We start from the raw sequence: 16259 nt of genomic DNA on the forward strand, positions 1-16259 counted from the left end.
ATTTCTACTATTGGCGTTGGCCACCATGGCATACCGATATGGCATCGATGCTGTTGTTCTGCCGGGCTTTTGCGCGGCGATATCCGGCGCGTTTCTCGCCCATGCGCGCGGCGCCGCGGAGCCAGCCATGGTGTGTACGGGGCATCATGGTCCGCTGCACCGCCAGTCCTTCCATTTTACCCTCCAGCAAAGATCAACATCAGGCAGCGCGCTGTCGCGCCGGTAATCATTCGGGGAAATTGCCATGAAAATGCGGCCTGCTGTATCCAGATCCAGCGTGATATCCGGCGTGTCAATCGCCGTCATGTCCGCTTTCCTACTCTCCAGCTGCCAGCGCGACGACGAGGCAACCGAGCGGCCGCCGCGGCCGGTGAAGACAGTGGCGGTGTCGTTCAATCCGGAGGACACGTTCGGTTCGCTGGTCGGCGAAATCAGGCCGCGGGTCGAGACCAATTTCAGCTTCCGCCAGGGCGGCGAAATCAGGGAGCGGGACGTCGAGGTCGGCGATCAGGTGGTGGTCGGCGCGGTGCTCGCCCGTCTCGATGCCGAGGATGCGCAGGACGCGCTGCGCAAGGCCGAGGCCAATCTGTTCTCGGCGCAGGCACAGCAGCAGAATGCCAATACCGAGCGGGATCGGCAGCAACAGCTCTATCCGCGCACCTCCACCCGCCAGGCCTTCGATGCCGCCATTGCGCAGGCCAGCATGGCGCAGGCCGGTGTCGATGCGGCGCAGGCGGGGATCAGAATTGCGCAGACCAATCTCGACAACCGGGTGCTGAAGGCCAATGCCGCAGGTGTGGTGACGGCGATCGGCGGCGAGGTGGGCCAGGTCGTGGGCGGCGGGCAGATGGTGGTGCGGGTGGCGCAGCTTGGAACCCGCGACGCAGTGTTCCAGGTGCCGGAAGCGACGATCCAGACGACCGGTGGCGATGCACGCGTCGATGTGCAGTTGCTGAGCAATCCGAATGCCAAGGCGACGGGAACGGTGCGCGAGATCTCGCCGACGGCCGATCCGGTCACCCGCAATTTCACGGTGCGGATCGGGCTCGATTCGGCGCCGGACGATTTCCGCTTCGGCAGTGCCGTGCGCGGCACGATCCGACTTTCGGGGGAACCGGCGGCCCGCCTGCCGATGACGGCGCTGTTCAGCAAGGACAACCAGAATGCCGTCTGGGTGGTCGATGCGGCCAACAAGACGACGAAGCTGGTGCCGGTCGAGGTTCACCGGTTCGATACGGAAGACTTCCTCGTCACCAAGGGTGTGGCCACCGGCGACAATGTCGTGGTTGCCGGCGTCCAGCAGCTGAGGCCCGGAATGACCGTTCGCTTGCTTGAAGGAAGTGCGGAATGAACGAGGGCTTCAACCTATCAGCATGGGCGATCAAGCGGCAGAGCCTCGTCATCTTTCTCGTGCTGCTCAGCGCGATTGCCGGCGTGCTCGCCTATATCAATCTCGGGCGCGACGAGGACCCGGAATTCACCTTCAAGACGATGATCGTCTCGGCCGCCTGGCCGGGCGCCACCATCGAGCAGACCACCGACCAGATCACCGATCGACTGGAGCGGACGCTGGAGGAGGTGCCGAACCTCGACAATCTCCGCAGCCTGACGACAGCAGGGCAGTCGGTCATCTATGTGACGCTGGATGATTCGACGGTGCCCGGCGATGTCGGCGAATCCTGGTATCAGGCGCGCAAGAAGGTCGGCGACATGGTGGGTACGCTGCCATCCGGCGTGCGCGGCCCAGCCTTCAATGACGACTTCGGCGATACGTTCGGCATCATCTACGGCTTCACCTCCGAAGGGTTCAGCGATCGCGAGGTGCGCGACTGGGCCTACGAGGCGCGCACCCGGCTGCTGAAGCTCGACAATATCGGCAAGGTGCAACTGATCGGTACGCAGGACGAGACGATCTACATCGAGTTCTCGACGGAACGGCTCGCGAGCCTGGGCTTGAGCGCTGCCACGGTGATGAACACGATCCAGGCGCAGAATGCCGTGTTGCCGGCCGGTCTGATCACCTCCGAACGTGACCGGACAATCCTGCAGGTGTCGGGCAGCCTGACCGATGAGAGGACCGTTCGCGAACTCAATATCCCGACGGCCTCCGGGTTCGTGCGGCTTGGCGATATTGCCAGCGTCGTGCGTGGTACCGTCGATCCGCCGCAGCCGCGTTTCCGCATCAGGGGCAAGCCGGCGATCGGCATCGCCATCTCGATGGCATCAGGCGGCGATATCCTGCAGCTTGGCAGCAATATCGATGCGACGATGCAGAAGTTCGAAGACGATCTGCCTATCGGCATCAACATGACGCATGTGGCAAGCCAGCCGGCCGTGGTGAAGACGGCGATCCGCAGCTTCACGACGTCGTTGGGGCAGGCGGTGGTCATCGTGCTTGGCGTCAGTTTCCTGGCGCTCGGCCTGCGCGCGGGGCTTGCCGTTGCGGTCTCGATACCGCTGGTGCTGGCGCTGACCTTCCTGTTCATGGACATTGCGGGGATTGCGCTGCAGCGCGTGTCGCTGGGTGCCCTGATCATCGCGCTGACGCTGATGATCGACGATACGATGGTCACGGTCGAAACGATGATGGCCAAGCTCGAGCAGGGCTATGATCGGGTCAAGGCGGCATCGCACGCCTATACCTCCACGGCCTTTCCGATGTTGGCGGGGACGCTTGTGACGATCGCCGGCTTTATCCCGGTCGGGTTTGCCAGCAGCTCGTCGGGCGAATATGCGCGGTCGCTGTTTCTGGTGATCGGCTTTGCACTTATCGTCTCGTGGCTGGTGGCGGTGATTCTGACGCCGATCGTCGGGCTTGCGGTGCTGAAATCAGGGGCGGTGACGGGTGATAAGCCCGATAGTGCGCTGATCCGCGGCTTCAAGAACATTCTCTATGCCTGCATGCGGATGCGGCTGATCGTGGTGCTGGCGACCGTCGGGCTGTTCATCGTTGCGTTGCTGGCATCGTCGGCGATGAACCGGCAGTTTTTCCCGTCATCGGATCGGCCGGAGCTGATCCTGCAACTGACCTTGCCGCAGAGCGCATCACAGTCGGCGACCTCTGTCTATGTGTCGCGCGCGGAAGAGGTTCTTGCCGCCGACGAGGATGTGGCCGACTGGAGCTTCTATGTCGGCTCCGATCCGGTGCGTTTCTACCTGTCGATGGACCTCCAGGCACCGGCACCTTCGCGGGCGCAGGCGGTGGTCATTGCCAAGAGCGTCGGCGCGCGCGATGCGCTTCAGGCGCGGCTGCAGAAGGCGCTCGACGAGAAGCTCTCCGATATCGTCGTGCGCGTCTCGCCGCTGGAAATGGGCCCGCCGGTCGGCTGGCCGGTGCAGTACCGTGTCAGCGGACGAGATATTCCGGGCGTTCGCGATGTCGCCTGGCAGGTCTCCGATGCGCTGAGCAAGCTGCCTGGCGTCGTTCAGCCCAATCTCGATTGGAACGAGCCGGTCCGCAAGGTGATCATCAATGTCGATCAGGATCGCGCCCGGCTGGTAGGGCTCAATTCATCGGTGATCGCGCAGACGCTGTTTGCCACCGCATCCGGCCTTCCGGTGACGCAGATCCGGGACTCGATCTATCTCGTCAACGTGGTGGCGCGGGCAACGGCCGAGCAGCGGGTGGATATCGGCACGATCCGCGCCCTGCAGATCCCGGTCGGGGCCAACCATACGGTGCCACTCTCCAGCATAGCGACGATCGACTACCAGACGACGCAGCCGGTGATCTGGCGCCACGACGGCTCGACCACCATCACCGTTCAGGCGGATACGGCAGAAGGCGTGATGGCGGCAAGCGTGGTCGAGGCGGCAGCGGCCAAGATCGACGAGATCCGCCATGCCAATCCGAACTACCAGATCGAGGTTGGCGGCGCTGTCGAGGGGGCGGAAGAGGGGCTCGGCTCGGTGGTCGAGATGCTGCCGGTCATGGGCATCATCATCCTGATCGTCTTGATGTTCCAGCTGCAGAGCGTGCAGCGGCTGCTGCTTGTCATCAGCGTCGTGCCGCTCGGCCTGATCGGCGTGGTGCTGATCATGCTGATCACCAATACGCCTGTCGGCTTCATCGCCGTCCTCGGGATGATCGCGCTGATCGGAATGATCACGCGAAACTCCGTGGTGCTGATCGACCAGATCGACCAGGCGATGGAGGAAAAAGGGCGGACGTGGCAGGGCGTCATCGACGTGACGGCACAGCGGCTGCGGCCGGTGTTCCTGACGGCCGGTTCGACCGTGCTCGGCATGCTGCCGATCATCCGCGATCCGTTCTGGTCGCCGCTTGCCTTCACCGTCATTGGCGGTCTGGTCGTGGCGGCAGCGCTGACGCTGATCTTCCTGCCGGTACTCTACGTGCTATGGTTCCGCATTCCGGCAGATGCCGAACCTGCGGTCGTTGCCGATGCGCCGGAGCCGCAGCCGGTGGCGGCTGGCGGTTGAGGAAAGGCTGCCTGTCAGCTTCCGCGGGCGATTGCCCATTCGCTTTTCCATATCGAACGGTGTGCCGAACCCTCGGCGCACCGTTTGTGCGTGTGCATTGATTATCATTGAAAAATTTAGAAGAAAGAGACGCAATGCAAAGTTGCGGGATTTATTGCTAATTTATTGGATACGATCATAGCTATGATTTGCCCAGCGTTTCCGTTCCGGAATTTGTAAAGGGGATTAGTCATGTCTGATTTGATTGCGATCGTCTACCCGACCGAAGCCAAGGCGGAAGAGGTGCGTCAGAAGCTGTTCGAGCTGCAGAAGGAATATCTGATCAAGCTCGGGGACGCCGTCATTGCCGTGAAGACCGATGCGGGGAAGGTCAAGCTGAACCAGCTGGTCAACACGACGGCGGCAGGTGCTGCATCCGGTAGCTTCTGGGGACTTCTAATTGGGGTGATCTTCCTCAATCCGCTGCTCGGCGTGATGGCCGGTGCAGCGTCGGGCGCGATCGGTGGGGCATTGAGCGATGTCGGCATCAACGATCCCTTCATGAAGGATCTTGCCGCCAATCTGCAGCCGGGCAATGCAGCACTCTTCGTGCTGGTGCAGGAGATGACCGCCGACAAGGTGCTGAAGGAGATCTCCGCTTTCGGCGGCGTGGTTTTGAAAACCTCTCTCGACGAAACGAAAGAACAGGTGCTGCGCGACGCGCTGGAGAAGGCAACGATGGCCGGCTAGGCGCCTGTCAGGCTGTTACCGCAGGCACCCGGAGGAACCAGTCCGGTTGCTTCGCGGGACGCTGCGGACAGCAAAGGAGAGCGTGCATTGGGCCGGTCTCGGCGCGTTGCAGCGGTCTGAGGTGGGGATCTCGGCAGATTGAAGAATGTTCTAGGGGTCGGCATGACAGGGGCAGGGGCAGGAGCAGGGGCAGGGGCAGGCGGCAGCCGGATGGTCGGCTCGGTGACCACAGGTATCATCGTGTTGGCGCTGCTGCACGTGGCGCAATCGATCTTTGCACCACTGATATTTTCTCTGTTCATCATCGCGCTGGTCTGGCCATGTCAGGCGGCGTTGCAGCGCTGGCTGCCAAAGCTGCTGGCGCTGCTGATCACGCTCGTCATCACCATGGCGGCAATCATCGCCATCGGCTCGTCGGTGGCCTGGGGCTTCAGCAAGCTTGCCCAGTGGCTGTTTCTCAACGCTGATCGGTTCCAGGCGATCTATATCGACTGGACGAGCTGGCTCGAGGGGCACGGCCTTGCCGTCGCAGGGCCGCTGACCGACCGGTTCGATGTCTCCTGGCTCGTTCGGTTTGTGCAGGGGATGGCAGGGCGGTTGAACAGCTTTGCCGGCTTCACGTTGCTGGTTTTCATCTTCATCATGCTTGGTCTGCTCGAGGTGGAGGATTTCAACAAGCGCCTGACGCTGCCGGCAGCCCAGCCCTATGGCGCGCGGATTCTGAGCGCCAACCGCATCATCGGGGCCAAGCTTCGACGTTTCATGATCGTCAGGACGTTCGCCAGCATCCTCACCGGCTGCGTGGTCTGGCTGTTTGCGCTCGGTGCCGGGCTGGAGCTCGCTGCCGCCTGGGGGGCGATTGCATTCGCACTCAACTACATCCCCTTCCTCGGCCCCTTCGTGGCAACCGCTTTGCCAACGCTGTTTGCCATCGCCCAGTTCGATTCCTGGCAGACGGCCGTGGTGATCTTCACCAGCCTGAATGTCATCCAGTTCATCATCGGCAGCTATCTCGAGCCACGGCTGACCGGAGCCTCGCTGGCGATCTCGCCGTTTGCAGTGATCTTCGCGGTGTTCTTCTGGAGCTTCATGTGGGGGATATCGGGCGCTTTCATCGGCGTACCGATGCTGATCGCCTTCATCGTCTATTGCGCAGGCATACCCTCCGGCCAATGGATCGCGACCTTGCTGTCGAGCGGTCCGAAGGCGGAGGCGAAAAGTCTGTCAGGACAGCCAGCGGGGGAATGAAGATTTCGTCTTATTCATACATAATTCACGCACGGGTTGAATTGGTGGGCTTAACGGGGTAGCTTCACATCAGGCATGAGCAACCGGGGGGAGGGCATGTCGTAAGGTATCGATGCCAAAGGTGGATTTGCATCCGCGGGGCGATCATTCGCGCCAGCAATCGGCTGGCGCCGATACCGACAATCTACCGATAGCATCATTCACACGTCACGTAGCTTTCTGTTCGCTGGACTGAGAGGAAAAGTACGAATGGCATGCGGCATATTTTCAGTTCTTACCATTGCGCCACCCGCTTCAGCGGTCCCAGCCGAAAGGTCTGTGACGGCGGCTTTTGAAGCATACTGCACCGTTGCCGACGAACCGAAGCGGGCTCTCGCTCAGTTGGAGGTAAGATGATGACCGGGGAAGAGGCCATGATGCACGCCGAACTGCTCGAGCGGCGGCAGAGCGATCAACGCGCCGTGACATCGCGCCTGACAGTGGTCGATAGCGGGCCGATCGCGCCACAGGCGCAGGCCTTGCCGTCGTTTGATTTTTCCACCGGCGGCAGGACCCGCGCAGAGCAATTCGACGGCTGGCGAAGCAGTTTCGGTTCGATGCTGGAACTGACCGACAACGAGCAGAAGGCCGGAGACTTCAGCGGTCGGCAGACGCTATGGGATCTCGGCAGCATGGTCCTTGCGGAGATCGGGACCGACAGCCTGGGATTTTCGAGTTTGCCCGGCCACATCAGGCGCGATCCGGTTGACCATTGGACGATGACGCTGGTGAAATCCGGACGCATTCACACGGAGACGGCCAGAAACACGTTCGGTTCAGGTCCGGGTGAGGTTCACATCCATTCGCTGGGGCGTGTGTTCGGCGGTGTCGTTCCCGTCAAGACCGAGATGCTGATGCTGTTCGTGCCGCGCGACTTTTCGGTGGAGACCGCCGTTACCCTCGGGCAATCGGAGTTTTCGACGCTTTCGACCGGGATGGGCCGGTTGTTCTCGGATTATCTGATCGATGTCTCCAACCGGCTGCCGATGCTCAAGCCTGGCGATCTGCCGGGACTTGCGGCCGCAACCCGGGCGATGATCCTGGCCTGCGTGTCGCCCTCTCGCGATAATTTTGAGGTGGCAGAAGGGCCGATCGCCACCGTTTTCCTTGAGCGAGCCCGGCAGTTGGTGCAGTGCCGCCTACTCGATCCGAAGCTCGATTCGGAACTGGTCCGGCGGGAGCTTGGGATATCCAGAACGCGGCTTTACAATCTTTTCGAGCCCTTCGGCGGGGTGATGCACTATATCCAGCATCGCCGGCTGCTGAGCGCCTATGCTGCGCTGACAGACCCCAACGAGCGGCGGCTGATCTTCCAGATCGCAGAAGAGCGCGGCTTCAGCGACGGTGCCGAATTCAGCCGCGCGTTCAAGCGTGCATTCGGCGATAGCCCGAGCGACATCAGAAAGCGGGGCGGTGGCGGAACGCCGAACCGCGTCAATCTTGATGATTGCCCATCCGAGCAGCGACTGGGCGTGCTTCTGCGCCGATTGCAGGGCTAGACCAGGTGACCGGGTGAGCGATTTTCCAGGCTCGCGTTCGCTTCACCGGCTACGCGGGCCGAGACGGGCTGCAGGCAGGCGGCGCGACATTGCGCCTTTTCGGCGACCTGATAGAGTCGGTTCTAATATTCGGACAGCTGACTGTATTTCCCGCACTTTTGATGGTCCCGTGGTGGCAATGAAGACTGTGAATACGCCTATGGCAAGCTATGGTGTCGAACCGGGAATACGCTTTGCGCTGCTGCTCGACGGGCGCGGCGGCTGCAAGCAGATCGACATGGCGGGCGTCTGTGTATGGAAGCCGGGGGACGGGGTGATATGGCTGCATCTGGAGCGGGATCATCCGGCCGCGGCGACCTGGGTCAACAAGGAGGGGCGGTTCGACAGCTTCGTGGCCGAGGCGCTGCTGGAAGAGGAAACGCGGCCGCGGGTCGAACCGGTCGAGGACGGATTGCTGATCATTCTGCGCGGGGTCTGCGCGACGTCTCCCGAAGAGGCGATGGAGCCCGGGCCGGAGATCGATCTCGTGCCGCTGCACCTGTGGGTCGATGCCGACCGTGTCGTTTCCCTGCGCGATAGCGGCCACTACATCACCGCGCTTCGCGACATCCGTGCAGCCCTCGAAAAAGGCAAGGGGCCGCACCGCAGCGGCGATCTTCTGGCGCTGATCGGCGAAAAGCTGGTGCGCGATCTCGAGCCGGTTCTCGATGCAATGGACGAGGAGGTCGATGAACTCGACGAGATGATCTTTCATGGCGAGGCGAGCGAAGTGCGCGAGCGGCTAAAGTTGCTTCGGCGGCGATCCGTACAGCTCAGGCGCTATCTGGCACCACAGCGCGATGCGCTGAACCGGATCGAGCATGACGATGCGCCGTGGCTGATCGAGCGCGACAAGCTGCGCCTGCGCGAGGTGATCGACAAACTGATGCGCTTCATCGAGTACCTCGACGCGATCCGCGACCGCACCGGCATTCTTCATGATGACTTGTCGACCGTGATCAGCGAGAAAATTGCCCGCAATTCCAATCGCTTGGCGGCACTTGCGGCGTTGCTGCTGCCGCCCAGCGTGGTGGCTGGCCTGTTCGGGATGAACGTCGGCGGCATTCCCGGGGTGAACGATACCTGGGCGTTTGTCGTCATCGTCGCATTCGTGACCGTGACGTCGGTTGCGACACTTTGGGCCCTTCGCCGCATCGGCTGGCTATAGATCGAAAAGACGGGTCAGCGCTCATCAAACACGCGTGATCTCGCCAAGGCTGCATTGACAACTGTTTTCGAGGGGAAATATCAGACCATCTAACGTTGCAAGCGCCGGGTTGCGCATCGCCTGTCCCGCGTGCCTGTTCCTGATATTAAGGCTGACTATCGTATGATCGATACTCGTTTTTCAACTGCGATCCAGATTGTCGTGAGCGTCGCGCTCAATGATGAGACGGGATTGCGCACCACAAGCCAGTCTCTCGCCGAGGGACTGGATTCCAATGCGAGCTTTGTCCGAAAGCTGCTGCTGCCGCTGTCGGAAAACCACATTCTGGTCTCTTCGACCGGCGGGAAGGGTGGCATTCACCTGGCACGCCCTGCCGGCGAGATTCTGCTGAGCGAGATCTATGCTTCGGTGACAGGTGCGAGAAAGCTTTGGGCGACACGCCATGAGATTCCGCACGAAGGCCTCGTCGGCGAGAATATCGGCGATCTCTCGGAGTATCTCTGCGATCGGGCCGAGCAGGCCGTGGTCGATCTATTGGGGTCGGTCACCATCGAGGACAGCTTGACCGAACTGCGTCGTCTCGACGTGGAAAAGCACAAGGCCGCTGACGGCGAACCGTCCGCAGACAGTCAACGCCACGCGGCGGAATAAGAAACCCTACAAAGTAAAGGGGGCCCGGCAGGGAAACCGTGCCACCCTCCACGACACTGATCGGAGGTCAATCTGATCAGAAGCATTCCGTTCGGGCGCCGCTCAGGCCTTGCACTGCTCGAAAGAGCAATGCCCGGTGCGAGCGGCGCCCGATCGTTTATTAGAATGCGCGCTGCAGGCGGAAGAAGCCCGAAGTTACATCGCTGCCGTTGTCCGGGTCGATGTAGTTTACGGTTGCCTTGGCGTAGAAGTTGTCAACGATCTGGTAATCGACTGTCAGGCCGACCTTCCAGGCGTCGTTGTCGCTGTTGAAGTCGCCAGCAACGATGCCGTAGTTGCCGTAATACTGTACAGCAGGCGTGATCTTCAGCTTGTCGGTAGCCTTGATTGCGTATTCAGCAGCAAGAGCCCATTCCGACTTCTGGTAGTAGGCATTCGGGCCGCTGGAGTAAACGCCTGCGAGGCCGAGGGTGCCAGGTCCGATTGCGACCGTACCCATGGCGCGAACAGCGCCTTCTTCGTTGTCGGTGTCGTAGCCGGCAGTTACCTGGTACGTGAACACGCCAGCCTTGCCGCCGAGGCCAACAGCAACGCCAACGTTGTTGGCGGTTTCGCCGGTCTTGTAGTAGCTGTCTTCCAGCTCATCGACGCTGATGCCAGCGTAGAAGCCTTCAGCTTCGTACTGGTAACGCAGCGAGTTGTGGAGCGTTACGCTCGAACCGATATCGTCGGTTTCGCCGGAGAGGCCATCGTCCCACCAGCTGTAGAACAGACCAGCGCGGATGCCGGCGATGTCGATGTAGGCGGAGTCGAGGATTGCTGCCTGCGAGGAAGCGTTGTCAGCATTGGTCTGCATGACGATAACGCCGGTGAGCGGGCCGTATTCGGTGTCGCTCTTGGCGGTGAACTGAACCTGGCCGCGGGTGTACATGTCCCAATCCGAACGGTTGGAGACAGTGCTGCCGTTGCCATTCGTTACGCTGGCGTTCGGACCTGCATTGCCCTGTACGCGGATGTAACCGCTGATCTTCAGGCAGGTTTCGGTGCCGGGAATGTAGAAGTAGCCAGTGCCGTATGCATCGCAAACGCGAACATATTCGACAGCTTCTGGTTCTGCAGCGACGATAGCGTCGGCAGCCTGGGCGCCCGATACGGCTGCCAGAGCCGCTGCCGAGCTGATGAGCATCATTCTAATATTCATAGTTGAGTCCAATCTATGTGGATTGGGCACAGGTCATCATTGCCGAAAACGGCTCTACCTACCCCAATAGTCAAACAAGCCCTCACGGGAGACGTTGGTGTTCCCGTGAGGTGAGATTACATTTTGGTAAGAATGTATCAATTACAGATACAGTCATAATTCGTTTTATTTGCGATGCAAAATCGGGGTGTTGCAGAAAGGCAACTCTTGCGTCCGGTTCAGGTCGGCCGATGAGATAGCTGGTGAAAAAATCCAGTATTCTCAATGCAATGTCATTGCAGGGGTGGCGCCCCTTGGTTGTGCTGCAGTGCAATATTATGCTTCGTTCACGCCGTGATTGTGTTCAGGACGCCATGCTTGTCGTATCGATTCGCCAGCCGGCCAGGTGGCTTATCATCATGTCCTGCCCGTCGAGCAAAAACCGGCCGTCGTTGCCGGTCAGGCGCTCCAGAAGCGCGCTTACGCCTTCGCTGAACAGCCGGCTGGCTTTGTTTGATTCGCCACTCGCAAAGGTAGTCGAACCAAGAACCCGGACGGCATTACTTGTGACCGACCGGCCGATCGACGTCATCGAGCAATTGCCGCCGTAAGCGGCCGCAAGGTCGATGACGACGGTGCCTGGTGACAGCGTCGCCAGCGTTTGCTCATCGATGAGAACCGGCGCGTCTTGGCCGGCCCCACGGACGCTTGTGACGACGAGCTGCATCTGGGCCAGTCGGCTCGCCAGCTGCTGGCGCAGATCTGCCTGCTCGGAGATGGAAGACGGCATCGTCTGGCGCAACAGTGTGGGGTCCATCGCGATATATTTGGCGCCGAGCCTTTCGACCTTGTTGCGATCATGATCGCCGAAGCCGCAGGCGTGGGTGAGGGCGCCGAGGCGCCTTGCCGTTGCGATTGCCTGAAGGGCAGCGGCATCTGCGCCGACGGTTGCCATGCGCAGCGGCCGGACGAGGTTTCCGTCCATGACCAGCATCGGATGTCCGACGCCAAGCTGGCGGATGCCTTCCAGGACCGCGGCGTGACCCGTGATCGTCGCCTGGGCCGTTGCAACGTCCATGCTGCCGGCGTCTGCCACGCCCTCAAGTCTGCGGAGATCAAGTTCCAGGGCGGCCGTGCCGCTGGCGCGAAGGCCGGCCGGCACATCAGCCGGTTGGCCGAGGAAGACAAGTGCCACAGCTCTTGCGAAGGCAATGCCGGTCTGCGGTCGGCGCACGCTGACCACGACGGTACAGTCGGCAGCAATGCTTTCGAGTGCAGCGGGCCTTGCGCCGGCGGCGATGTAGGCTTCGTCGTCATAACCGGCAGCAGCGCCGCATTCCGGCTCGAAGCTCACGGCCATGCGCCGAGCCAACCGACCCACATCCTCCGGCGTCAAAGCAACGCGACACTCGCCGGGAAAGGTTTCCCGGAGCAGTCCAGCGTGGACGTGGGTTTGGTGGGGCATTCAAGGCTCTGTAGAGGAGAATCGATAGGTCTGCGGGCCGATATAGGGGGTATCTTCCATAGTTTTATGACAGTTTTGTAATTTTTTACCGACATCGGCGTTATATTCTGTTGATATGCAACCTTGGGTGATATTTCAATTGAGTGCCTGTCCTAGAGTTTGCAATGATTGACGTATTCGAGCGCCAAGTTGCGGTGAGATGCGGTTTTGCGCCGGCGCATTTGGATGTAATGATCTCTGCGAAGCGCTTGGCTGCTGGAGGCATTTGTGAATTTCTATTCGGTTTATGATCAGGGATTTGTCCGCGTTGCGGCTTGCACGCCGATCTGCGAGATCGGTGATCCTGATTTCAACACGAACGCCACGCTTGCCATGGCGCGCGAGGGCCACGCGCAGGGCGTCGGCCTGATGGTCTTTCCCGAACTCGGGATTTCAGGTTACTCGATCGACGATCTGCTCGGCCAGGATGCCTTGCTGAAGGCTGTCGATGCGGCCATTGCCGAGATCGTCGTCGCGAGCCGCGACCTCACGCCGGTTCTTCTGGTCGGCGCGCCGCTGCAGAGCGAGGGCCGGCTTTATAATTGCGCGATCGCCATTCACGCCGGACGCATTCTCGGCGTCGTGCCCAAGGTGCATCTGCCGAACTACCGGGAGTTTTACGAGAAGCGCTGGTTTGCCTCCGGCCGGACCGTGCGCGGGCAGACCATCAAGCTTGCCGGCGAGACAGTACCGTTCGGGATCGACATGATCTTTGCCGCCGAAGACCGGGCGGATTTCGTCTTCCATATCGAGATCTGCGAAGATGTGTGGGCACCGTCTCCGCCGAGTGATCTCGGTGCGTTGGCCGGTGCACTCATCCTGACCAACCTGTCGGCCAGCAACGTGACCGTCGGCAAGGCAGAAACACGCAAGCTGCTGTGCGCTTCGCAATCGGCGCGCACGCTGTCGGCCTATATCTATTCGGCCGCCGGGCCGGGCGAATCGACCACCGATCTTGCCTGGGATGGGCAGGCCTGTGTCTACGAACTGGGCGAGATGCTTTGCGAAACCGAGCGCTTCCCGACCACATCGCAGATGTGCGTTGCCGATATCGACCTCGAGCGGCTGCGGCTGGAGCGGCTGCGCACCGGTACGTTCAACGATGCCGCGACGCTCAACCTGATCCCGGGCCGCGAATTCCGGCGTATCGGTTTCGCGTTCAAGGCGCCGGAAGGCGATATCGGTCTCAAGCGCGATGTCGCCCGCTTCCCGTTCGTTCCCGCCGATGCGAGCAGGCTCGATCAGGATTGCTACGAGACCTTCAATATCCAGGTGCAAGGCCTGATGAAGCGTCTGAATTCCACCGGCATCAGGCGGCTTTGCCTGGGTATCTCGGGCGGGCTTGATTCCACCCACGCGCTGCTGGTGGCTGCGCGCGCCTTCGACAAGCTCGGTTGGCCGCGGGCGGATATCCTGTGCTTCACCATGCCCGGCTTTGCCACTGGCGACGAGACCAAGTCGAACGCCTGGGCGCTGATGCGCAGCATCGGCGTGACGGCCGAGGAAGTGGACATAAAGCCGCTTGCGCTGCAACTGCTTCGGGATCTCAAGCATCCGTTCGCGGGCGGCGAGCCGATCTACGACACCACGTTCGAAAACGTTCAGGCCGGCTTGCGCACCGACTTCCTGTTTCGCGCCGCCAATCAGCGCAATGCGATTGTGCTTGGCACCGGCGACCTCTCGGAGATCGGGTTGGGTTGGTCGACCTATGGCGTCGGCGATCAGATGAGCCATTACAATGTCAATGCGTCGGTGCCGAAGACGCTGATCCAGCATCTGATCCGCTGGGTGATCCGCACCGGCGATTTCGATGTGGATGCGAAGGCGACGATGGAACGCATTCTCGGCACGCTGATCTCTCCCGAATTGGTTCCGGCAGACGAAAACGGCGTGATGCAGAGTACGGAAGACAAGATCGGACCTTATGATCTGCATGACTTCGCCTTGTTTTATACGACACGCTTCGGTTTGCGCCCGTCGAAGGTGGCGTTCCTTGCCTATAGCGCCTGGAGGAATGTGGATACCGGCGTCTGGCCGCCGCATTTCCCTGACGACAAGCGCCGCAGTTTCGATCTGCCTGTGATCAAGACGTGGATGGAGGTCTTCCTGTTTCGCTTCTTCACGATCAGCCAGTTCAAGCGCTCGGCGTCACCAAACGGACCAAAGGTGACATCGGGCGGATCGCTTTCTCCGCGTGGAGACTGGCGAGCGCCTTCGGATGGCAATGCGCGGGTATGGCTGAAGGAACTGAAGGCAAACGTGCCTGACGCAGCGGACTGACCGGATCGGCTTTGCAACCTTGCCGAACCGGATGTGCAGGACAGATATTCAGGCACTGGCTCCGTGGGGGAACTGATTTTGACATGCGACCGTTCCGACGAACTGCAACGTTACGAGATCCGGCGCGATGGGCCGGACCGCTGGACGATCGTGGATACGCTGACCTCGCTTCCGGCGGCAAGCAATGGGCGTGATCTCATCGGTTTGACACAAGTGGACGCACGGGACATTGCCGACGAACTGAACCGCAGCCTCGCAGAGGGGCGCGATCCTCTGATCTGACGCGTCGGTGCGATCCGAAGAGACAATGGCTGCAGACAATCGCTGGAGACAGGGGCATGGCAGGCAAGGAAGACGGCCCGGACAAGGGAGCGATCGGCAAAGCCAATCGGTACGATGCCGAGGAAGAAGTGATGCTCAGCGAAGGTCGGCGGCTTTCCGTCTGGGCGCTGCTGGGTGCGGCTGTCTTTGTCGTGGCCATGATCGTTCTGGCATTGGTGGTATTCAAAAGCGGTGGGCCAAATCCGGGTTCCAGCGGTTGAGGCGAGCCGGCGGCGGCAATCCCGTGAGGGTATGTCCTCGCCGCTATTTTGTGCAGGCGCCGGAGACGAATGAGCGTTGCCATGCGTTCTGGTGGCGAGCAAGGCCGGATATGCGGCTCGAACGACACGGCTCACGCATAAAGCATACAAATTCTAGCTATTTGTTGTGCGTTGTCAGTTTTGGGACTATTGGGTGGTTGATTGGGGATGGAACGCAGCGCTTGCAGGGCAATCAAAAATGCTGACAAAAAAAGGAAAATACGGCCTGAAGGCGCTGGTTGATCTGGCTCGGCTGGCTCCGGGCGAAACAGCCTTCATCAATGACGTTGCTGCACGCAACAACATTCCGAAAAAGTTTCTCGACACGATCCTGCTCGAACTGCGCAATGTCGGCATCCTTCGGTCGAAGAAGGGTCCGGGAGGGGGCTATTCGCTGTCTCGCCCGGCATCCGATATCCGCATCGGCCACGTGATCCGCACGCTCGACGGTCCGCTCGCGCCGATCCGCTGCGCCAGCCGTACGGCGTTCGAGGCCTGCGACGACTGTTCCGATCCGGAGACCTGTCAGGTGCGACGGTCGATGACCAATGTCAGAGATGCGATCGCTGACATTCTCGACAACATGACGCTCGAGCAGTTCGTCGTATCCGGCAAGACGCTGGTCGAATCCGAAGAAACACTGCCGATGTCGGTCGCCTAGCAACCTCAATACGGCTGCATCGATCAAGATTGCCGGACGCTAATTCACTCCGCTTTTCGCCAGTGGCAGACAATTCTCCGGATCTGGGGAGGGGCAACGCAAGGGTGCGTCGATGTCCTTCCCTTCCCGATCCGAAGCCGGGCCACGCGGACTGGGCTGCATCCGTTTGTGGGCGTGGCTGTTATGGGGCCGCTGTGCGAAGATGGCGCATGTTTTTTCCGAAATGACGGTGCTATTGAG

14 protein-coding genes are annotated in these 16259 nt (G+C 60.8%); 11 read left to right on the top strand and 3 right to left on the bottom strand.

Annotation, left to right across the window (positions count from 1 at the left end):
• Nucleotides 1–144 precede the first annotated feature (144 nt).
• Nucleotides 145–306 carry a hypothetical protein gene (locus GVL52_RS30440; protein WP_200847864.1) on the bottom strand — a complete coding sequence of 54 codons (162 nt, stop codon included), beginning with the start codon at nt 304–306 and terminating at the stop codon, nt 145–147.
• Between GVL52_RS30440 and GVL52_RS19590 the strand changes: the two genes are divergently transcribed.
• The 7 genes from GVL52_RS19590 to GVL52_RS19620 all read left to right on the top strand — a co-directional run bounded on the left by GVL52_RS19590 (nt 305) and on the right by GVL52_RS19620 (nt 9813).
• Nucleotides 305–1351, top strand: coding sequence for an efflux RND transporter periplasmic adaptor subunit (locus GVL52_RS19590; protein WP_244619234.1), 1047 nt, complete (start codon nt 305–307; stop codon nt 1349–1351). The genes GVL52_RS30440 and GVL52_RS19590 overlap by 2 nt on opposite strands.
• Nucleotides 1348–4440, top strand: coding sequence for an efflux RND transporter permease subunit (locus tag GVL52_RS19595; protein WP_160010225.1), 3093 nt, complete (start codon nt 1348–1350; stop codon nt 4438–4440). Before GVL52_RS19590 ends, GVL52_RS19595 begins: the two co-directional genes overlap by 4 nt.
• 231 nt (nt 4441–4671) lie before the next feature.
• Nucleotides 4672–5169 (top strand): DUF1269 domain-containing protein, encoded by a 498-nt coding sequence (locus tag GVL52_RS19600; RefSeq protein ID WP_160010227.1) that lies wholly within the window; start codon nt 4672–4674, stop codon nt 5167–5169.
• A 210-nt stretch (nt 5170–5379) separates the two neighbouring features.
• Nucleotides 5380–6417 carry an AI-2E family transporter gene (locus GVL52_RS19605; protein ID WP_160010439.1) on the top strand — a complete coding sequence of 346 codons (1038 nt, stop codon included), beginning with the start codon at nt 5380–5382 and terminating at the stop codon, nt 6415–6417.
• A 395-nt stretch (nt 6418–6812) separates the two neighbouring features.
• On the top strand, nt 6813–7955 hold the full coding sequence (locus tag GVL52_RS19610) for a helix-turn-helix domain-containing protein (protein ID WP_244619235.1): 1143 nt from the start codon (nt 6813–6815) through the stop codon (nt 7953–7955).
• Between the two features lie 178 nt (nt 7956–8133).
• Entirely contained in the window at nt 8134–9162 is a 1029-nt protein-coding gene (locus GVL52_RS19615) for a CorA family divalent cation transporter (protein ID WP_160010229.1), read from the top strand.
• Between the two features lie 162 nt (nt 9163–9324).
• The gene (locus tag GVL52_RS19620; protein ID WP_160010231.1) at nt 9325–9813 is read left to right on the top strand and encodes an Rrf2 family transcriptional regulator; all 489 of its coding nucleotides are present in this window, start codon (nt 9325–9327) and stop codon (nt 9811–9813) included.
• A 160-nt stretch (nt 9814–9973) separates the two neighbouring features.
• Here GVL52_RS19620 and GVL52_RS19625 read toward each other — a convergent pair whose 3' ends face one another.
• A complete protein-coding gene (locus tag GVL52_RS19625; protein ID WP_160010233.1) occupies nt 9974–11014 on the bottom strand; it encodes a porin in 1041 nt (346 codons plus the stop codon).
• Between the two features lie 343 nt (nt 11015–11357).
• Nucleotides 11358–12458, bottom strand: coding sequence for an NAD/NADP transhydrogenase subunit alpha (locus tag GVL52_RS19630; RefSeq protein ID WP_160010235.1), 1101 nt, complete (start codon nt 12456–12458; stop codon nt 11358–11360).
• A 267-nt stretch (nt 12459–12725) separates the two neighbouring features.
• Between GVL52_RS19630 and GVL52_RS19635 the strand changes: the two genes are divergently transcribed.
• The 4 genes from GVL52_RS19635 (at nt 12726) to GVL52_RS19650 (ending at nt 16019) form a co-directional block, all read left to right on the top strand.
• Nucleotides 12726–14777, top strand: a complete 2052-nt coding sequence (locus tag GVL52_RS19635) for an NAD(+) synthase (RefSeq protein WP_160010237.1) — start codon at nt 12726–12728, stop codon at nt 14775–14777.
• Nucleotides 14778–14840: 63 nt separating this feature from the next.
• Entirely contained in the window at nt 14841–15059 is a 219-nt protein-coding gene (locus GVL52_RS19640) for a hypothetical protein (RefSeq protein ID WP_244619236.1), read from the top strand.
• A gap of 56 nt (nt 15060–15115) precedes the next feature.
• Nucleotides 15116–15319: a hypothetical protein gene (locus GVL52_RS19645; protein WP_160010239.1), complete on the top strand. Its 204-nt coding sequence runs from the start codon at nt 15116–15118 to the stop codon at nt 15317–15319.
• A 238-nt stretch (nt 15320–15557) separates the two neighbouring features.
• Nucleotides 15558–16019 carry an Rrf2 family transcriptional regulator gene (locus GVL52_RS19650; protein WP_160010241.1) on the top strand — a complete coding sequence of 154 codons (462 nt, stop codon included), beginning with the start codon at nt 15558–15560 and terminating at the stop codon, nt 16017–16019.
• Nucleotides 16020–16259 lie beyond the last annotated feature (240 nt).

The sequence above is a fragment of the Rhizobium sp. 18055 genome, from assembly GCF_902706285.1.
Taxonomy (GTDB): domain Bacteria; phylum Pseudomonadota; class Alphaproteobacteria; order Rhizobiales; family Rhizobiaceae; genus Rhizobium.